Annotated in this window: 11 protein-coding genes; all 11 read left to right on the plus strand. The window is 60.5% G+C overall.

Annotated features, from left to right (window positions below; genetic code table 11):
• The first annotated feature begins 18 nt into the window (after nucleotides 1–18).
• The gene (locus BLT03_RS17725) at nucleotides 19–2,304 is read left to right on the plus strand and encodes a type I secretion system permease/ATPase (RefSeq protein WP_092745075.1); all 2,286 of its coding nucleotides are present in this window, start codon (nucleotides 19–21) and stop codon (nucleotides 2,302–2,304) included.
• Nucleotides 2,301–3,821 carry an HlyD family type I secretion periplasmic adaptor subunit gene (locus BLT03_RS17730; RefSeq protein WP_092745076.1) on the plus strand — a complete coding sequence of 507 codons (1,521 nt, stop codon included), beginning with the start codon at nucleotides 2,301–2,303 and terminating at the stop codon, nucleotides 3,819–3,821. The genes BLT03_RS17725 and BLT03_RS17730 overlap by 4 nt, the downstream gene beginning before the upstream one ends.
• Before the next feature lie 137 nt (nucleotides 3,822–3,958).
• Complete coding sequence (locus BLT03_RS17735) at nucleotides 3,959–4,723, plus strand: hypothetical protein (protein ID WP_092745077.1); 765 nt, start codon at nucleotides 3,959–3,961, stop codon at nucleotides 4,721–4,723.
• 577 nt (nucleotides 4,724–5,300) lie between these two features.
• Nucleotides 5,301–5,477: a hypothetical protein gene (locus BLT03_RS24545; RefSeq protein WP_175537792.1), complete on the plus strand. Its 177-nt coding sequence runs from the start codon at nucleotides 5,301–5,303 to the stop codon at nucleotides 5,475–5,477.
• A 417-nt stretch (nucleotides 5,478–5,894) separates the two neighbouring features.
• Entirely contained in the window at nucleotides 5,895–6,953 is a 1,059-nt protein-coding gene (locus tag BLT03_RS24045) for a hypothetical protein (protein WP_139160434.1), read from the plus strand.
• Between the two features lie 3 nt (nucleotides 6,954–6,956).
• On the plus strand, nucleotides 6,957–8,834 hold the full coding sequence (locus BLT03_RS24700; RefSeq protein WP_139160435.1) for a calcium-binding protein: 1,878 nt from the start codon (nucleotides 6,957–6,959) through the stop codon (nucleotides 8,832–8,834).
• Nucleotides 8,831–9,331: a hypothetical protein gene (locus BLT03_RS24055; RefSeq protein WP_139160436.1), complete on the plus strand. Its 501-nt coding sequence runs from the start codon at nucleotides 8,831–8,833 to the stop codon at nucleotides 9,329–9,331. Before BLT03_RS24700 ends, BLT03_RS24055 begins: the two co-directional genes overlap by 4 nt.
• 693 nt (nucleotides 9,332–10,024) lie before the next feature.
• On the plus strand, nucleotides 10,025–15,553 hold the full coding sequence (locus BLT03_RS17745) for a putative Ig domain-containing protein (RefSeq protein WP_271466428.1): 5,529 nt from the start codon (nucleotides 10,025–10,027) through the stop codon (nucleotides 15,551–15,553).
• A 78-nt stretch (nucleotides 15,554–15,631) separates the two neighbouring features.
• Complete coding sequence (locus BLT03_RS17750; RefSeq protein WP_139160437.1) at nucleotides 15,632–16,435, plus strand: hypothetical protein; 804 nt, start codon at nucleotides 15,632–15,634, stop codon at nucleotides 16,433–16,435.
• Nucleotides 16,436–16,575: 140 nt separating this feature from the next.
• On the plus strand, nucleotides 16,576–17,466 hold the full coding sequence (locus tag BLT03_RS17755; RefSeq protein WP_092745081.1) for a hypothetical protein: 891 nt from the start codon (nucleotides 16,576–16,578) through the stop codon (nucleotides 17,464–17,466).
• Nucleotides 17,466–18,585, plus strand: a 1,120-nt coding sequence (locus BLT03_RS17760) for an alpha/beta hydrolase family protein (RefSeq protein WP_092745082.1), incomplete at its 3' end; no start/stop codon positions are given. The genes BLT03_RS17755 and BLT03_RS17760, both read left to right, overlap by 1 nt.

Below are 18,585 nucleotides of genomic sequence, written 5' to 3' on the forward strand. Positions count from 1 at the left end.
GATAGACAGGAGCGATCGATGGTGGCGATAAATGCACTTCCCAGTGCCGGCGGATCAACGGGGGAAAGCCAGTCGGCCCATCCCTTCACAAAGCCAGGGGGGAATGGTGGCGTTGCGGCCCTCTGCCTGGTTGCCAGGCTGCACCAGATTGCAGCCGACCCCGCCACGCTGATGCACCAGATGGGGTTGGCCCCCAGCGATGCTGTGACCTTGCAAGACTTGGTAAGGGCCGCCAAGCACATCGGTTTGAAGGCGAAGATCAGTCCTACCACCGTGGATCGTCTGGCCCTGTGCCCCTTGCCAGCCCTGGCCATGGTGCGCAATGCGACCGGCGAGGTACGCGCCATCGTGCTGGCCCAGTGCAACGGCCAGCGCGTGCTGCTGCAGGACCCTTCGGCCGGCCCTGGCGGCAGCCGCCCCACCATCGAATCGCTGGAAGACTTCGCCGCGCAATGGACCGGCGAGCTGCTGCTCATCACCAGCCGCGCCAGCCTGGCGGGCGAGTTGGCCAAGTTCGACTTCTCGTGGTTCATTCCCAGCCTCGTCAAGCATCGCAAGCTGCTGGGCGAGGTGCTGCTGATCTCTTTCATGCTGCAACTCTTTGCGCTGATCAGCCCGCTGTTCTTCCAGGTGGTGATGGACAAGGTGCTGGTCCACCACGGCGTGACCACGCTCGACGTGTTGGTCATCGGCCTGGTCGTTGTCGTGGTGTTCGAGAGCCTGCTGAACGGCCTGCGCGGCTACGTCTTCAGCCACACCACCAACCGGATCGACGTGGAACTGGGCGCGCGGCTGTTTCGCCACCTCATGCAACTGCCGCTGTCGTACTTCCAGGCGCGCAGAGTGGGTGATTCAGTGGCCCGCGTGCGTGAGCTGGAAAACATTCGCAGCTTCCTGACCGGCAACGCGCTCACCGTGGTGCTGGACGTGCTGTTTTCCGTCATCTTCATCGCGGTCATGCTGTTCTACAGCGTGCCGCTCACGTTGATCGTGCTGGTCAGCCTGCCGCTGTACTTCGGCCTCAGCCTGGCGATCGTGCCTGTGCTGCGTCGTCGGCTGGACCACAAGTTTGCGCGAGGCGCAGAGAACCAGGCCATGCTGGTGGAGACCGTCACGGGCATCCAGACCGTCAAGGCCAGCGCGCTGGAACCTTCGTTCGCCCGCCGCTGGGACAACCAGCTGGCCGCCTACGTCAGCGCCAGCTTCAAAACGCAGAACGTCGCCGCCTGGGCGCACGAGGGCGTCAACCTGATCGGCAAACTGGTGAACGCCGCAACTCTCTGGTACGGCGCGCATCTGGTCATGGACAACCAGCTCACCGTGGGCCAGTTCGTCGCCTTCAACATGTTCGCGCAGCGCGTGGCCCAGCCCATCATGCGCATGGCCCAGCTCTGGACCGACTTCCAGCAGACCGGTATCTCCATGGCGCGGCTGGGCGACATTCTCAACACGCGCACCGAAGTGCCGCCCTCCAGCGCCGCACAGTTGCCGCCCATCCAGGGCCGCATCACCCTGGACAGCGTGCACTTTCGCTACCGGCCCGAAGCCGCACCCGTGCTGGGTGGCGTGAGCCTGGACGTACGCCCTGGCGAAGTCATTGGCATCGTGGGGCGCTCCGGTTCGGGCAAAAGCACGCTCACAAAATTAGTGCAGCGGCTTTACGTGCCGGAGCAGGGGCGCATCCTGGTCGACGGCATCGACATCAGCCTCATCGATGCCGCGCAGTTGCGCCGCCAGGTCGGTGTGGTACTGCAAGAGAACCTGCTCTTCAACCGCAGCGTGCGAGAGAACATCGCCATCGCCGACCCCGCCGCGCCCATCGAAGCCGTAGTGCATGCGGCCCGCCTGGCCGGCGCGCACGACTTCATCAGCGAGCTGCCCGAAGGCTACGACACCCTGGTGGGAGAGCAGGGCGGCAGCCTGTCGGGCGGCCAGCGCCAGCGCGTGGCCATCGCCCGAGCCTTGTTCACCAACCCCCGCATCCTCATCCTGGACGAAGCCACCAGCGCGCTCGACTACGAGAGCGAAGCCATCATTCAGCGCAACATGGCGCATATCTGCAAGGGCCGCACGGTGCTCATCATTGCCCACCGTCTGAGCGCCGTGCGGCACGCGAACCGCATCATCGTCATGGACAAAGGGAAGATCGTCGAGGCCGGCCCCCACGATGCGCTCATCCAGCGCCAGCAGGGCCTGTATGCCCACCTGTGGCGCATGCAGGACGGCAGCCATTCCGCCCCCACAGCTACAGCTGCTGCAAGTACCGCTGCTGCTGTCGGCACCGCCGAGGGAGCCATCGCATGACAGACACCTCGCTTGCTACCGGCGCTGCGCCTTCTACGTCTGATACCCCGCTCGCCAAAATCGAAAAGCCTCGCCACCCTGGCATCGAACTGCTCGGGCGTTACGGCGCCGTCTTGCGCGCCGCTTGGGCGCACCGTGCCGAACTGGCCGGCCCGTCGCGCCTGGCGGACGAGCAGGCATTTTTGCCCGCGGCGTTGAGCCTGCAGGAAACGCCCGTCCATCCCGCGCCCCGGCGCATCGCCTTCGTGCTGATGGCGCTCTTCGTCATCGCTTTGCTGTGGGCCATCTTCGGCAAGATCGACATCGTGGCCGTGGCGCCAGGCCGAGTGATCGTGAGCGACCGCACCAAGCTCGTGCAGCCGCTGGAAAACAGCGTCATCCGCCGCATCCTGGTCAAGGACGGTGACCACGTTCAGGCCGGCCAGCCGTTGGTCGAACTGGACCCGACCGCCGCTCGGGCCGACAAAGCCAGCTTCCATGAAGCGCGGCGATCCGCCGATTCGGAATGGGTGCGCAGCCGCGTCCTGCAACAGGTGCTATCGAATCTGGAGCAACCCAGGCAAGGACCACTAGGGCAAGTGGCACGTTTGACCACCAAAGACGTACCGCCTGAATGGCAGACCCAGGACTTGGCCGAGGCCAATGCCCAATTGTCTGCCGAATGGAGCGACATCACCGCGCGCCTTGCCAAGCTGGCCGCGGAGCGCCAGCGCCGCCAGGCCGAAATGGCCACCGTGCGCGCCATGATCGGCAAGCTGGAAGCCACAGTGCCCATTGCACGCCAGCGCGAACAGGACTTCAAGGCGCTGGCAGACCAGGGCTTCATGTCCGGCCATGCCAACCAGGACCGCACCCGCGAACGCATCGAACTGGAGCGTGACCTGGCCACCCAGCAGGCCCGGCTGGACGAAGCCCAGGCAGCACTGCGCGAGGCCGAGCAGACCCGCAGCGCCTATCTGGCGGAAACCCGCCGCGCCCTGAGCGACCGCCAGGCGCAGGCGGACTTGAAGCGCCAGCAATCGGGCCAGGAGCTGGCCAAGGCCACCCAGCGCGAACGCCTGGCCACGCTGACGGCGCCGGTCGCTGGCACCGTGCAGCAATTGGCCGCGCACACCGAGGGCGGTGTGGTCACCGAGGCCCAGGCGCTGATGGTGATCGTGCCCGACAGCGCCAACGTGAGCGCCGAGGTCACACTGGAAAACAAGGACATCGGCTTCGTGGCGCCCGGGCAGGAGGTCGCCATCAAGCTGGAGACTTTTCCGTTCACCCGCTACGGCACCGTGAAGGCCACGGTGGACAAGGTGACGCAGGACGCGGTCACCGATGAAAAGCGCGGGGCGATTTTTCCTGCACTGATTACCTTGAACCAGAGCTCCATCGACGTGGACGGCAAGCCGATCCGGCTGGCGCCGGGGATGAACCTGACGGCAGAAATCAAGACTGGCAAGCGGCGGGTCATCGAATACCTGCTGAGCCCGATTCAAAGAGCTGGCAGCGAGAGCCTGAGGGAGCGGTGACGGCGGATGCAGCGCAAAGCTGCATGGCCATCCGTTCACGACACGAACATGCCTGCTTGCAGCGCAGTTAAAGCTTGGCCATGGCCATGGGCGGAAAAGCCTTTTTTAAACAACCGATTGAACGAAAGCACTGAAAAATGACCATCGATAAAAGCAGCATCACCCTCAGCAACCAACTTTTTCCAGCCGTGGTGCGGCGATTCAAGGGCGTCCAAGGCTCGATGCCCTGGCGGGAAAGTTACGCCGACTCTCCGTTGACGTCGGAAATTGCCAGCACCTCGTTACGGATGCCTTCCGCAGTCGGGGCCATTGCCGGCCCCGCGGTTGCCGCCGCTCAGCAAGCCGCAGTGCCGATGCAACAGATCACTGCCGGGGCCGCAGCCCAGGCGGCAGACGCCGTGCGATGGAATCTGTCGGCCCTGCAATCGCGGAGTCAAACCAGCGAACCGGCAAGTGCGCTCGGTGAGCATGCCGTTTCACAGGCGGCCAGCGTGCAGAGCGTTCGGCCCTATGCATACGCTGATGAGCTGAGCCTCGCCACTGCACAGGGCTCAACACTGCTCCAGGCTACCAAACCGCTGGAGTGGACAGCAGCCCAGGACGGGTTGGAAAGCACCCGTCCGTATGCGGTCGATGCGGGGGAGTTGGAAAACCCCGAGCACACCAAACCGTTGCTGCTGTCGGACTTGGCGGACGGTTGGGAAACGACCAAACCATCGCCACTCTCGCCGTCGATGGTTGGCTCTCTGGGCCAATCGGCTTCGCTTTTGCTGGAGGGCAGCGCCCAGCAGTTGCTGCAAGCAATGGCCGGTTTTGCGCCATCGGCCATGGGAGTGGCTGCGGCAGTGCCGGACCAAGTTTCCCGGTGGAGGCAAGAAATTGCGGTGGGGCTGCAGTCTTGACGCATGGGCAGTCGATGTATCGAAGCCTTCATGGAAAACGTGCCCGCATGACGCGCTACGGCACGGACGACGCCTGGGAGGCGCCAGGGGGCAGTTTTTTTCACGCGCGTGGCGGATGGGCAGATCGGCACCGACCCGCGCATCACCAAATACACCTCAGCCACCGACAAGACCGTGCAGGGCACCGTCACCGTGCGCAACTACCGGGCGGGGCCTTCGGCCTGACCCTGCCGGAAGTGGCGGACAAGCCCTAGGCGGCAGGGGGCCGACACGTCGCTGACCGTGCTGGCTGCGCAGCCGAGCGACCCGCGCGGGCAGCGCGGGCAGCGCGGGCAGCGCGGGCAGCGCGGGCAGTGGACGGCAGCACGCCGCGCATATCCGCATCGTTCGGGGCACTGGATTATTGTGTGTCTGCAGAAAATGATATTAGCTGGAGTGTGTTATGAGCGGTTTGATATTGCTAGTGATTTTTGGGATATGGGGTTGCGTCTGCCTATGGCTAGCAAAGCGTCTGGGCAATTTAGTACCTCACCCGGCTCGGCGTAGCGCTGTGAAGATTGGAGTCTTCGTTCTACTAATGGCTTCTCCATTTGTGGATGAGGTACTTGGAAAGTACCAATTCGAGGCGCTGTGCAATGCAAATGGCATTGAGAGCGCAGATGTGTCCAAAGCGCAAGGTAAACGAGTGGCACTTGAAGTCGGGATAGGCCGGCCGTTGGATGGAACGATCATGCCCGGCACTGTAGAAGACTGATTTTACAAAGACGTGAAGAGTAATGAAATTGTTATTAAACACAAAGCTTATTTCGCCTTTGGTGGATGGCTTATGCGTTACTCGCCCGTGAGCATGGGGTCACGTCATCCCATGTTTTTTTCAAGAGGTTGTCCCATGGATTACATAAATCGAAATTCCATTTTTTTAAAAAATAATATTACTTTGGTTAATTAAGGTTGTTATGAAAAAATATCAGGTGTGTTTTTACTAGTGCAGTATTTGCTTATGAGCTATGCGCGCTAAATTCAAATTTCATTAATGGACTGACTGGGGCGGCCTTGAAAATCTTGTTGAATTTAAAGACCGGATGACTCCTGCCCTCGCCAAATACATGGGCATAACTTCACAGTAGTCACTCACATCGAAACTGATCAACAGCCAGTTCGGTGCCGCACGGTGTGGGACGTGGACGGCGCGGGCACGCTCGAATTCGACGGCGTGGCGATGCCGCTAGCGACCGTCAAGCGCTACGGTACGGACGACGCCTGGGAGGACACCAGCGGGCAGTTTTTGTTCACGCGCGTGACGAATGCATCGATTGCTATTAAAAATATAGCGATGCACCCTAGAACTTATTGCCCTGGAGGCCGATTTGGCATCAAACCGTTTTGTGCAGCGAAAACCAAACAGCGAATCAAGCGCGTCAAGATGGGATCGTTGCCCATGCGTAATCCGTCGTCCCATTCACATACACAACCAGATAATGAATTTTGCTCAATAATTAAAGTAGGAGTTTTTATGAAAAAAATAAGTGAAAAATTGAAAATGCGATGGTTGGTGATTTTCTTGGGGATTTTTATTTGTACAGCTTGCGGGCCAAGTGACGCACAAATGAAGGATTATCTTGAAAAAAAGAGGGTGGAATGTTTGGATAAATTTTGCCAGGGAGATCAGCCCCCGCAACGCGACGCTTCTCGGGAGATTTTGCAAAAGCTTAATGGTCAATGGTTTATAGGACCGAAAGACTATTATTCTGGTTTTGGGGCTGCGGTTTTTTATTGGCCAGACAACGCGCCTGCTTTTTCTTCCGATAAAAAGAAAAAAGATAACGAGGTCGCATTTTACGAGACTGCTATTGAGGTTTTTCTTCATTCTAAAACAGGGGGCGCTGTAATGGCCAATCGATATCAATTATTGGTCGATGCTGAAAAACAAGGTCGATTAATAAGTAAAGGCAGTCCGAGGGCCGGTCTTGAGGTTTGGAAGGTGCGCGATGCCATTCAGGGCATGCCCCCCGCCGTGTGGTATGTGGCGAGTCAGTTGAAAGACAACGAAGGTTTTCCTCCCGTATTGGGTTGCGATGATCAGAATCCCCAATTTGACCGTTGCACGATGGCCTTCACTTGGCAGTCGGGCGTAGCCGTTGATATGCGATTTCGAGCGAAGCATGGCCCTGACTGGCCTGAGATTTATCAAGAAATGATGCGAGTCCTCAACTTATTGAAGAAAGCGTAAGCCGTGGCAATAACACTTACCTCCGCCGAAATTCAATCGCTGGCAAACAAAGAAGTACAAGCGCAGTCCGGCCAACTCGAATATTGGAAAATATATCAATGGTTAGGTGATCTATTGCAAGAAAAAGGTATTGATGCTACGGATTCAACCTTGCTTTGGTTGCGTGGCGCCACTGAAGCCAATGCAGGAAGAGGTGCAATGGCCTCATTGATTCGGATTTACACGGAAACCCAATATCAGCTGCGTTATGGCACATCCATTCCGCTTGGAAAGATGCAGGAGGCATCTAATGCAGTCGCGCAAAATTTATTCGACGATCTTTTGGGGAGGAATGAACCGCGTTGGCCTGCCGGACAAATTCCAGATATTGCTCGTATTGGCGAAGCCGATGCCACAGCGGTGGGGCGTATATTATTTAACGTAGATCTGGCAGATACTGGCGCTGCTTTGCAGCAAAACTCTGCTTGGTCTGGAACCCTTCTTTTCAGCCTCCTTCGCAGTGACCAAACAAATCGTTTGAGCTCCACAGGAACGCTTGGAAAAATCGACACCTTGAACGACTGGCGAGACGTTCTTTATTCCTATAACGCATATGCCGCTGGGTTCAAAGCGGCGCAGTCGACCCTTTTTTTGGAAAGTGCGGCGCAGGCCAAGGTCGATGAAACGGTTTTTGGAGCGACCACTTGGGGATATTTAAAAACACCCGAATCAGTATTGAGTTTGAAAGATGCCGTTATTTTGGGGACGGATAATCCAGTCCTCAAAAAAGCTTTCACGGTCATTGGAGATGTGGGTCCGCACAAATTCCTGGACATGCTGATGGGCGCAGTGCAGGGAAAGAACCTGATCGGCACGACCAAGACCGATGCCCAGTTCACCGCCAATGCGCGCAACTTCCTGGGCGCTTTGACCCCCACGCAGTTGCAATCGCTCAAGGCCGAACTGCTGCCGCAGTCCGCCAGTGCCCTGGCCGGCAAGGCGATGGCCAACACGCCGGAAGGCGCCAGCGCCCGTGCGGCACTGGCCGCCCTGAGCATGGTGTCGGTGCAGGTGAGCCCGGAGGTGGCGGCGCGGGTGGCGCTGTACGACCCGGCCACCGGCACGGGCCAGCTCAGCGAATCGTGGATCGCCGACCGGGCCGCGTTCACCACGCGCTACTACGAGCAGCAGCAGCGCGGGGGCGGCATCCTGCAGGGCACCCAGAACGTCGCGTACATCGACATGGGCAATGGCGGCGGTACCCCGGCAGTGCAGGTGCTGGTGGGGGCAGGCCCGAATAACGGCCAGCGCACGCAGTATGTGTTCGGCGGCAGCGGCGATGACCAAATCAACGGTCAGGGCTTCGCCGACCACCTGTACGGCGGCGCCGGCGCCGACACGCTGGACGGCAAGGGCGGCGGCGACTACCTGGAAGGCGGCGCGGGCAAGGACGTGTACCGCTTCAACGGCCTGTTCGGTGCCGACACGGTGTGGGACGCGGACGGTGCGGGCACGCTGGAATTCGACGGCGTGGCCATGCCGCTGGCGACCGTCAAGCGCTACGGCGCGGACGACGCCTGGGAGGACACAAGCGGGCAGTTCTTGTTCACGCGCGTGGCGAATGGCCAGGGCGGCACCGACCTGCGCATCACCAAATACGCCTCGGCCACCGACAAGAGCGTGCAGGGCACGGTCAACGTGCGCAACTATTGGGCGGGGGCCTTCGGCCTCACCCTGGCGGAAGCGGCCGACAAACCGCAGGCCGCAGGCGGCACCGACAGCTCGCTGGTGGTGCTGGCCGCGCAGCCAGACGACCCTACGCCGCGCATATCCGAATCCACCGGGGCGCTGGATTATGGTGCGTCTGCAGTAAATGATATTAATTGGAGGATTGCGGTATGAGTGCTTTGATGTTTCTGGTGCTGATGGTGCTTTGGGTATTTATTCTCAAATGGGTTGTTGAAAAAATCGCTAACAAGTTGCCAAACCGACCATGGCGTCTTTGGGGTAAATGGCTCATTTTTATCTTATTAGTGCCATTGCCTTTGATCGATGAGATTGTGGGAGGTTGGCAGTTTAAGCAATTGTGTAAGGCCAATGTGGTGACTGTAAATAAAGAATTTCCACGAGGGCAGCAGGTATATGAAGTAGTCACGCCTTCAGTACAAGTGGAAGGGACATTGGTCAAGATCAGGAAATTGCAATTCCGTTTTTTAGACGTCGCTACAGGAAAGGTTGTAGTCAGTTTCGATCAATTTCATGCTGAAGGTGGACGACTATTCCCTGGGTTTGACTCAGGTCACGCACCACTTACATTCAAGGGTGAGTGTCACCCCAACGGGGTTTTTGATAAGAAATTTATTGAAACCCTTGGTTTTGTTGAATTAAAAAAGCCTTAATCAAAAATAGTTAAAGTTGAAAATAATATGCCTGAAATTAAAAATGCTTACATAAATGCACTATTAGCTGATGCTTCATATGTGGGTGAACTAAATTCAAATACCAATTTAAGTGGCGCGCTCAGAGATCGTATGACCCCCGCGCTCGCCGAGAGCGTCAGCAAAAACTTCAGCGTTGTCACCCAAATCGAATCCGGCCTGAGCAGTTTTGATGCGACCGTCTGGCGAGCGAACAATGAAGATGGCACTCCGAACCCCAGCGGCAAGGTTTATGTTTCCATGCGGGGTACGCAACAAATCACGGACTTTCTGATCGATGGCGACTTGGCTCTGACCGGAAATGCCCGGGGCCAAGTCACTGACATGGTCAATTGGTGGCTTCAAATTTCAACGCCGGCGGGACAAAACGCTATTCAAATTCAGGCTCTGGGTTCGCTGTATTCAATGGCGCCCTCCGTTCCAGGACAAGGCTTGGTCACCGCATCTCACCTGACCACTGGCATCGAGGTGAACGGCCATAGCCTGGGTGGATATCTCGCAGCCGCTTTCACCCGCTTATTTGCAAAACAAGCCAATGTGTTGCACACCAGTACCTTCAACAGTGCAGGTTTTGCACCTGGCAGCGAAGCTGTATTTACCGATCTGCAAAACCTCATTGGTGCCAACTCCGGTCTTGGGCGTTTTCCCAATGGCATGGAACAAAGCAATTACTTTGCCGCCAATGGCCTGAACGTCACAACCAATAGCTTTTACTTCAATCAGCAAGGCCAGCGCACAGACGTCTTCAACGAAGAAGGCACAGGTTTTCCCAACCACTACATGTACAAGCTCACCGACGCGTTGGCCCTGGGTGCCGCGTTGGAAAAATTGGACCCGACATTTACCATTTCCGATCTCAATGCCCTGCTCAAAGCGGGCGACAACAAAATGCAGGGTTCCATAGAGGGCGTGCTCGACAGCCTCCGCCGCGCCCTGGCCGGCCCCAGTGTGGAACGACTGCCCGTTGGTGATGTGAGCAACAGCGCCGCTTCGCGGGCGACCTACCACGCCACGCTGGCCGACCTACAGGACAACCCCATTTTCAAAGACCTAGCCGGCCAACTTCGCATCAAGCCAGCTAGCCAGGGCTTGGCAACTTTGGCGCGCAACGATTTCGGGGCGTTGGTCGCTTTGCAAGACCTGTCGCCTCTCTACATTGGTGGCACCACGGCAAGCGCAAATGACGAATTGGCTGCCCTCTGGCAGAGCGGTCGCGCTGCCGACTATGCGGGTTGGCAGGCAGACCGGACGGCAAGCACCCCCCCCGCCACTTTTTCCGATAACTGGCTCGCTGACCGCACGGCGTTGCTCATGGTGGTCATGCAGCGCAATCAGACCGATGCGGCGGGTATCCTGCCCGGATCGCGCAACCTGCATTACATCGATGTGCAGAGCGGTACAGACATCCTGGTCGGTGCAGGCGCCACCGACGAGCAGCGTGTGCAGTACCTGTTTGGCGGAAACAATCCGGATCTGCTTGAAGGCAAAGGCTTCGCCGACCACCTGTACGGCGGAGCCGGCGCCGACACGCTGGACGGTAAGGGCGGTGCCGACTATCTGGAAGGCGGCGCGGGCAAGGACGTGTACCGCTTCAACGGCCTGTTCGGTGCCGACACCGTGTGGGATGTGGACGGCGCGGGCACGCTCGAATTCGATGGCGTGGCGATGCCCCTGGCCACTGTCAAGCGCTACGGCTCGGACGACGCCTGGGAGGACGCCAGCGGGCAGTTCCTGTTCACGCGGGTGGCGAATGGGCAGGGGGGCACCGATCTGCGCATCACCAAATACACCTCGGCCACCGACAAGAGCGTGCAGGGCACGGTCACCGTGCGCAACTACCGGGCGGGTGTCTTCGGGCTGACGCTGGGCCAGGAGCAGGAGGTCGTGCCCGTGCTGGGTGGTGCAAAGACTTCGCTGGTGGTGCGGGCTGGGAACTCGAGCGACCCGACGATTGCCGCAGCGGCCGATGTGCCACGGCTGTATGAATCGGCAGCGTCGCTCCAATACGAAGGCACCGACGATGTGGCCAAGTGGGTGTATGCCAACGACTCCGACGGAGGACAGATCGTGCAGACCGGGGCGGGCAACGACCGCATCTTCGTGGGGCGTGTCTATGAATCGACGGTACAACCGGGAGCGGAGAACTGGGCGCCCCGGCCGAATGAGGACGAAGACCACGTGTTCTCGGGCGCCGGCGACGACGTGGTCCTGACCGGTTACGGCAGCGACGTGATCGAGGGCGGAGACGGCAACGACTATCTGTTCTCCGCAGAGGTGGGCGAGTATTCCGTCGTGCACGGGGGCGGCTCGTTCGACGCTGTGGCTGGCATGGTGTCGCAGAACCACGATGCGGACGATGCGGGCAGCTCCGACTTCGTGGACGGCGGCGCGGGCAACGACACCATCCGCGCGGGCATGGGCGGCGACGTGCTGTTCGGCGGCAGCGGCAACGACACCATCAGCGGCATGGAGGGGGACGACCTGCTGATGGGGGGCGAGGGCGTGGACATCCTGTACGGCGATGGCGTGTACACGCAGGACGGCGCAATGTGGGGTGAAATAATCCAGGGCTACACGTTCCGGGGCAACGACACCCTCATGGGCGAGGCGGGCAACGACTTTCTGCTGGGCGGCGTGGGCGAAGACCAGCTCTACGGGGGCGAGGGGGACGATCAACTCTTCGGCGATACCAACAGCTATGTCTTGGCCGGTGTAGAAAACCTGCTGTGGATTCCCGGACAGTTCCATGCCGCGGACTTTCTGGACGGGGGCGACGGCAACGACTTCCTGCTGGGTGGTGGCTCTGCGGACGTGCTGCTGGGCGGGCGTGGCGATGACACGATCTATGGCGACCAGTACAGCGGCGACCGCAACGCGGCCTTGTATGCCATCGATGCTCAGTACCACGGCAACGACCTGATCGACGGCGGTGAGGGCGAAGACACGATCTTTGCGGATGGGGGCGACGACACGGTGGAGGGCGGGGCAGGCAATGACCAACTGAGCGGTGGCGACGGCAACGACATCCTGGTGGGCGGCATCGGCTTCGACAGGCTGGACGGCGGCCTAGGCAATGACGTGTACCGTTTCGCGGCCGGCGATTTCGAAGGGACCCACGAAACCATCGTGGATGCTGGCGGTGTGGACCGCATCGAATTCATGTCCGGCCTGTCGGCCAGCGATCTGACGGTGCGCCGCTCCGGCGACCTGCTGGCCGTGACGTTTGCCGGGCAGGGCGGAGTGGCTCTGCAGGGCGGCGCCAGCACCATCGAATCCCTGGCGTTTTCCGACGGGACGGTGATGACCTCTGCAGACCTTCTGGCCGCCGCAGTGAAGACCACGGCCGGCGACGATGAACTGCAGACGGTCGTGGCCGGCTCCAGGGTGGACGGCGGGGGCGGCAACGACAAGCTGAATGGCGACGAGTGGGCGGATGTGCTGCTGGGAGGGACGGGCAGCGATGTGCTGCGCGGCGGTGGTGGCGACGATGTGCTGGATGGCGGGGCGGGAGACGATCAGGTGCATGCCGGCGTCACGGGAGCGGCCGTGCTGATCGGTGGCGCAGGGCGCGACTTTCTCTACGGCTATGAAAGCGACACCACGTACCGCTTCGGCGTGGGTAGCGGCCAGGACTACATCCAGGACAGCGGCGGAATCGACACGATCGAGTTGGGAACAGGCGTCACGCCGGCCGACGTGACCCTCCGAAACAGCGACCGGCGATTGACGCTGGATTTGTCCAGCGGCGAATCCCTGGTGGTGGCCAACATGTTCAACGCCGAAGGGAATCTGCGGCAGGGCGATGCCATCGAGTTCATCCGTTTCGCGGATGGCACCGTATGGAATCAGGCGCAGATCATGGCCCGGGCGCTGTTGCCGACGGCAGGGGCCGATGCGATGTGGGCCTTTGCCGGAGACGATGTCGTCCGCGGCGGAGAGGGCAACGACACGATCTACGGCAACGATGGCAACGACACCCTCAGGGGCGACGCTGGCGATGATCGACTGGACGGCGGTAATGGCAACGACCAGATCATCGGCGGCGCGGGCCGGGACGAAATGGCCGGCGGCGCAGGAAACGATGTCTACGTCTTCGCGCCGGGCGATGACGCGGCCAGCGAAACGGGCGAATTCAGTTGGGTGGAGGACCGAAACGGCAGCAATACGGTGCGACTGACGGGCGGCACGCTGGCGGACATGCAACTGAACTGGAGCGATGCCGACGGCCGGTGGATACTGCGTTACTCGACCACCGACACGGTCCGGTTGAATGGCGACTTTCGCATCGAGTTCGGGGGGCAAATTTACGCCATGGCGGATTTCGCTCAGGCGATTGCCGCATCCAACCGGGCGCCGGTGATTGCGCACGCGATTGCGGTTCAGAACGCAGCAGAAGATTCTGCTTGGTCATTCACCGTGCCTGCAGATACCTTTTCCGATCCGGACGGCTCCGCGATGACCTGGAGCGCAAGGGCAGGGAATGGCGGGCCATTGCCTTCCTGGATGCGCTTCGACGCGGCCACCCGCACGTTCAGCGGTACGCCGACAGGAGACGACAGCGGCGTGCGGACCTTGCAGGTGGTCGTCAAAGATCCTGCAGGCGCGTCTGCCCAGATCGATTTCGAGTTGAGGATCGCCGCGGTGAACGATGCGCCGGTGCCCAACGGCACCTTGGCGTCTCAGACCTTCAAGCAGGGCGCCAGCTGGGAGTACTGGTTGCCTGCCGGTATGTTCGCCGAGGAGGACGAGGGGGACATGCTCACGTTCTCCGCAACGCTGGCCGATGGCAGTGCTCTACCTGCCTGGCTGACTTTCGACCCTGCCCAGGAAGTCTTTCGCACCACGGGCATCAGCGCGGCAGTGGGCACCGTGAGCATCTTGCTCACTGCAACCGACACAGCCGGGGCGCAAGCATCCCATCGGTTCGCATTGACGGTGCAGTCGGGCACCATCACAGGAACAGCGGGCAACGATACGTTGACCGGTACCAGCGGCAACGACATCTTCGATGGCGGGGCCGGCGCAGACACCATGACGGGGCTGAGCGGAGACGACACCTACACCGTAGACAACGCCTCCGACAAAGTGGTGGAAGGCGCCAATGCCGGTACCGACACGGTGCTTTCCAGCGTGACTTATGCCTTGGCAGCGAATGTGGAAAAGCTGACGTTGACCGGCACCGCGGCCATCAACGGCACCGGCAACGCCCTCAACAACACGCTGACCGGTAACAGCGGGGCCAACCGGCTGGACGGCGGCGCAGGCGCGGACGCGATGACCGGCGGTGCCGGCAACAACGTGTACGTCGTGGACAACGCGGGCGATACGGTAACTGAGGCCGCCAACGGCGGGACCGATGCCGTGGAGTCTTCCATCACCCATGCCTTGGCAGCCAATGTGGAGAACCTGACGTTGACCGGCACGGCCGCCATCAACGGCACCGGTAACGCCCTCAACAACACGCTGACCGGCAACAGTGGGGCCAACCGGCTGGATGGAGCTGCAGGGGCGGACGCGATGACCGGCGGCGCCGGCAACGACGTGTACGTGGTGGACAACGCAGGCGATACGGTGACCGAGGCCGCCAACGGCGGGACCGATGTTGTGGAGTCGTCGATTACTCACACCTTGGCAGCCAATGTGGAAAACCTCACGCTCACCGGGTCGGCAGTGCTCAACGGCACGGGCAACGCGCTGAACAACCGGCTGCTGGGCAATGCAGGCGCCAACACGCTGACCGGCGGCGCGGGCGCGGATTATCTGGACGGTGCGGCTGGCGCCGACACGCTGATCGGCGGCATTGGCAACGACACCTACTGGTTGGGCAGAGGCTACGGGTTCGACACGATCCAGGAGAACGACACCACCAGCGGCAATCAGGACATCGCGAAGTTCGGGGGCGACATCTCTTCGCGGCAGCTCTGGTTTCGCAAATCGGGCAACCACCTGGAAGTGAGCGTCATCGGCACGAGCGACAAGTTCACGGTGAGCGACTGGTACTCCGGTGCCAAGAACCAGGTGGAGCGCTTCGAGGCGGGGGACGGCAAGAGCCTGACGAACAGCCAGGTACAGAACCTGGTGCAGGCGATGGCGTCGTTCTCGCCGCCCGCTACAGGGCAGACGACGCTGCCGGCCAACTACCAGAGCGGGCTGGAGTCGGTGCTGGCGGCGAACTGGAAGTGACGGCAAACCCATTCAATGCCTGGCCGGACGGTTGCGCATTACCGAGCACGGACACCCTCCGGGCCGACTCGCCAAGTGATGGCTTTGAGACCCCATGAAAACACGAGGAAAAAATTTCCAATGAATAGCAATAACGACGGCAATTCCAGCACCCCCACCGCGTCCTGGCGGTTGAATGGCACGGGCGGCTTGACGCCGTGGAGGGAGCGTTACGCCGAGTCCCAAGAGGCACAGGTAATCGCCAGCACCCCACTGCCATCGGCCGGCAACGCCGATGTCTCTCCCACGCTTTCTGCTACTGCACACGCCGCATTGCTGGTGGTAGAGAACGCCGCCACCCAGATTGCTGCGCAGGCGGCGGATGCCGTGCGCTGGAAGATGTCAGCCCTGCAATCGCGGGGTGAACGTGGCGGACTGGATACAGCACAGGGTGCGGAGTCGTCAGAGCACACCAAACCGCTGGAATGGACGGCAGCCCATGGTGGTGCGGAGAGCACTCGCCCTTACACGACCGATCCGCTGGATTTGGCCGTGACCGGGCACACCAAACCACTGGAATGGACATCGGCCTTGGGCGGTCTGCAAAGCACCCGCCCTTACACGACCGACATAGAGGCGCTTGCGCCCTTCGAGCACACCAAGCCGCTGCTGCTGACGGACCTGGTGGACGGCTGGGAGGCGATCAAGCCTCTGGAAGTCTCGCCATCGATGGCCAGCGCCTTGAACCAATCGGCTGCGCTTTCGGTGGAGGGCAGCGCCCAGCAGTTGTTGCAGGCAATGGCCGGTTTCGCGCCACCAGCCATGGGCACCGCTATTGGCTCGGCGTCAGCGGCCCAAGCGGGCTTTTGGAATCAGGCGATTGCCGTGGGGCCCCAGTCCTGATCGATGGCGGGTGTGCTGGAGGGGCAGTCTAAAGTGCCTTCGAGGGGTAGAGTTTGCTATCGAAAGAGAAGCAATCAAGGCAATGAGTACTAGGGCGTAAGAGCGATTCGACTCAAGAAATCAAGGAAGGAAGAACAACCATGACCAAAAACAACCCAACCCCCCGATTCCCGACCAGCCCGCTGCGCACCGCCCTGCTGTGCCTGCTGCTGGCCCTGAGCGGCTGTGCGAGCGACTACGCGCCCGCCGCCGCGCCCGGCAGCGCTGCCGCGAACCAGTCCATGAAGGAACGCCAGCGCATCGCGGGCGAGATGTTCCGCGAGCGGTGCAAGAAATCGGGCGTGTTCATTCACCGGACGGTGGAGGATGTGGAAGGGATTTTTGTAATGAAAATGCGGCCCGACAAGATTAACTTTGGAAATCAATATGTCTTGGATGATCCTTATGGCCGTGATGTAGGTGGTAAAGGGTATATCGAGCTATTTTTGAAAGATTTTTACGAAGGCTGGCCAAAAATTACGTCTGGTCAAAATCCTCCAACAGATCGAAATGGGTATGAGTACGTCGAAGCCATCGACCCGGCAGACGGCGTGAGGTATCGATATACCGGCTCCGTCAAAGCCGTGAGAAAAATGAAAATCGATGCGCCAAATGTCCAGTTGGAATTGAAGCGCAATCCTAATTTCGACCTCAATATCTACGCCTACGTCCTTGACCGCATTCCCGCCAAAGGCCCCGCCCCCCGCTATGGCGTGACTTACGACGACATTTCTACCAAAGAAGAACGCGATTACTGGATCGCCGGTAGTTCTCTGAAGGTCATCGACCTCAAGACTGACGAGGTGATAGCCGAGCGCATCGGCTACATGGTGGACTGGGCGCAGGGCATCAGTTTGGGAGGGCGTTCTCCCTGGTTACTGGCTGCCAATAATGCATGCCCTGAATTTGCGCCCCGCCACGGTTCTACTGTGCAAACTTCCCAAACTGTTCGTTTTGTCAATCAATCTTTGAAGCCAAAAGAGTCAAAATAATGACTGCGCCAACCATTGCCGAATACCTGTCTTATGCCAATCTGCAAATTGCAGCGGAATCCTTCATTCGTGATGAAAAAACCAATCGATTGAGAAATGCAGGCACTGAATATGTAGATGTTTTGGCCGCAGGCAACGACCACTCCAGCCGTTTCGTCAAAACCCAGGCCGACAAATTCGCCGACGAATGGGAAGTGCTGGACCAGAAGGCCAACACCAAGACCGGCTTCAGCGGCACGCTGTTTCGCAACCGAGACACGCGAGAAACCGTCCTGTCCTTCCGCTCCACCGAATTCATCGACGACGCGGCGCGCGACAACAAAGCCACCAACGAGCTGGAGATCAAGAACACCGGCTTCGCGTGGGGCCAGATCGCCGACATGCAGGCGTGGTACGCCGAACTGAAGGCCGACCAAACCAAGCTCGGCGGGGGCCAGGCGTTCAGCGTCACCGGCTACAGCCTGGGCGGGCACCTGGCCACCGCGTTCAATCTGCTCAACGCGGGCGCGGCGCAGCGCGTGGTCACCTTCAACGGCGCGGGCGTGGGGCAAATGAAAGACGGCACCCTGGCCGGGGCCTTGCAGGAATTCAAAAACCTGCGCGGCAGCACCGACAAGCTGGCGGCCCGCTTCACCGAAACCGGCCTGGCCGCCACCTACCGCACCCTCCAGGAGGGCCTGGCCAGCGGCCCCATAACCGCCGCCTCGGCGCAGACGTGGCTGCAAGCGCAATACACCGATCCCGTCAGCGGCCAGGCGCGCGCCCTGGGGCCCCAGGCGCAGATGCTGCAAAGCGCCCTGCGCGAGATCGACGCCATCGCCAAGGAGGCGGTGCGAGTCACCACCCTGGTGGCCGGCGGAACGGGCGAAGGCGCCAGCGCGCGGCCCAAGGAAGTGACCGCCCAGGACATCGCCGGGCTGGACCTGAACTACCGGCTGGCCATGCAGATCGCGGGCCAGCACACCCGCTCCGCCTCGCTGGCGGCTGGCGCGGGCCAGGGCTTCGGCGACAAGCAATACGGCGGGCAACTGGCCAACCAGTACGACGTGGTGGGCGACACCAGTCCCTCCGTGGTCTCCAACAGCCAGTGGCACTACGGGCAGGACGTGCGCATCGGCA

The organism is Paracidovorax valerianellae (assembly GCF_900102625.1).
Lineage (GTDB): Bacteria > Pseudomonadota > Gammaproteobacteria > Burkholderiales > Burkholderiaceae_C > Paracidovorax > Paracidovorax valerianellae.

Coding starts and splice junctions, on each gene's coding strand:
- BLT03_RS17725 (WP_092745075.1), top strand. CDS start 19: ATGGTGGCGATAAATGCACTTCCCAGTGCCGGCGGATCAACGGGGGAA.
- BLT03_RS17730 (WP_092745076.1), top strand. CDS start 2,301: ATGACAGACACCTCGCTTGCTACCGGCGCTGCGCCTTCTACGTCTGAT.
- BLT03_RS17735 (WP_092745077.1), top strand. CDS start 3,959: ATGACCATCGATAAAAGCAGCATCACCCTCAGCAACCAACTTTTTCCA.
- BLT03_RS24545 (WP_175537792.1), top strand. CDS start 5,301: ATGGCTTCTCCATTTGTGGATGAGGTACTTGGAAAGTACCAATTCGAG.
- BLT03_RS24055 (WP_139160436.1), top strand. CDS start 8,831: ATGAGTGCTTTGATGTTTCTGGTGCTGATGGTGCTTTGGGTATTTATT.
- BLT03_RS17745 (WP_271466428.1), top strand. CDS start 10,025: ATGGAACAAAGCAATTACTTTGCCGCCAATGGCCTGAACGTCACAACC.
- BLT03_RS17750 (WP_139160437.1), top strand. CDS start 15,632: ATGGCTTTGAGACCCCATGAAAACACGAGGAAAAAATTTCCAATGAAT.
- BLT03_RS17755 (WP_092745081.1), top strand. CDS start 16,576: ATGACCAAAAACAACCCAACCCCCCGATTCCCGACCAGCCCGCTGCGC.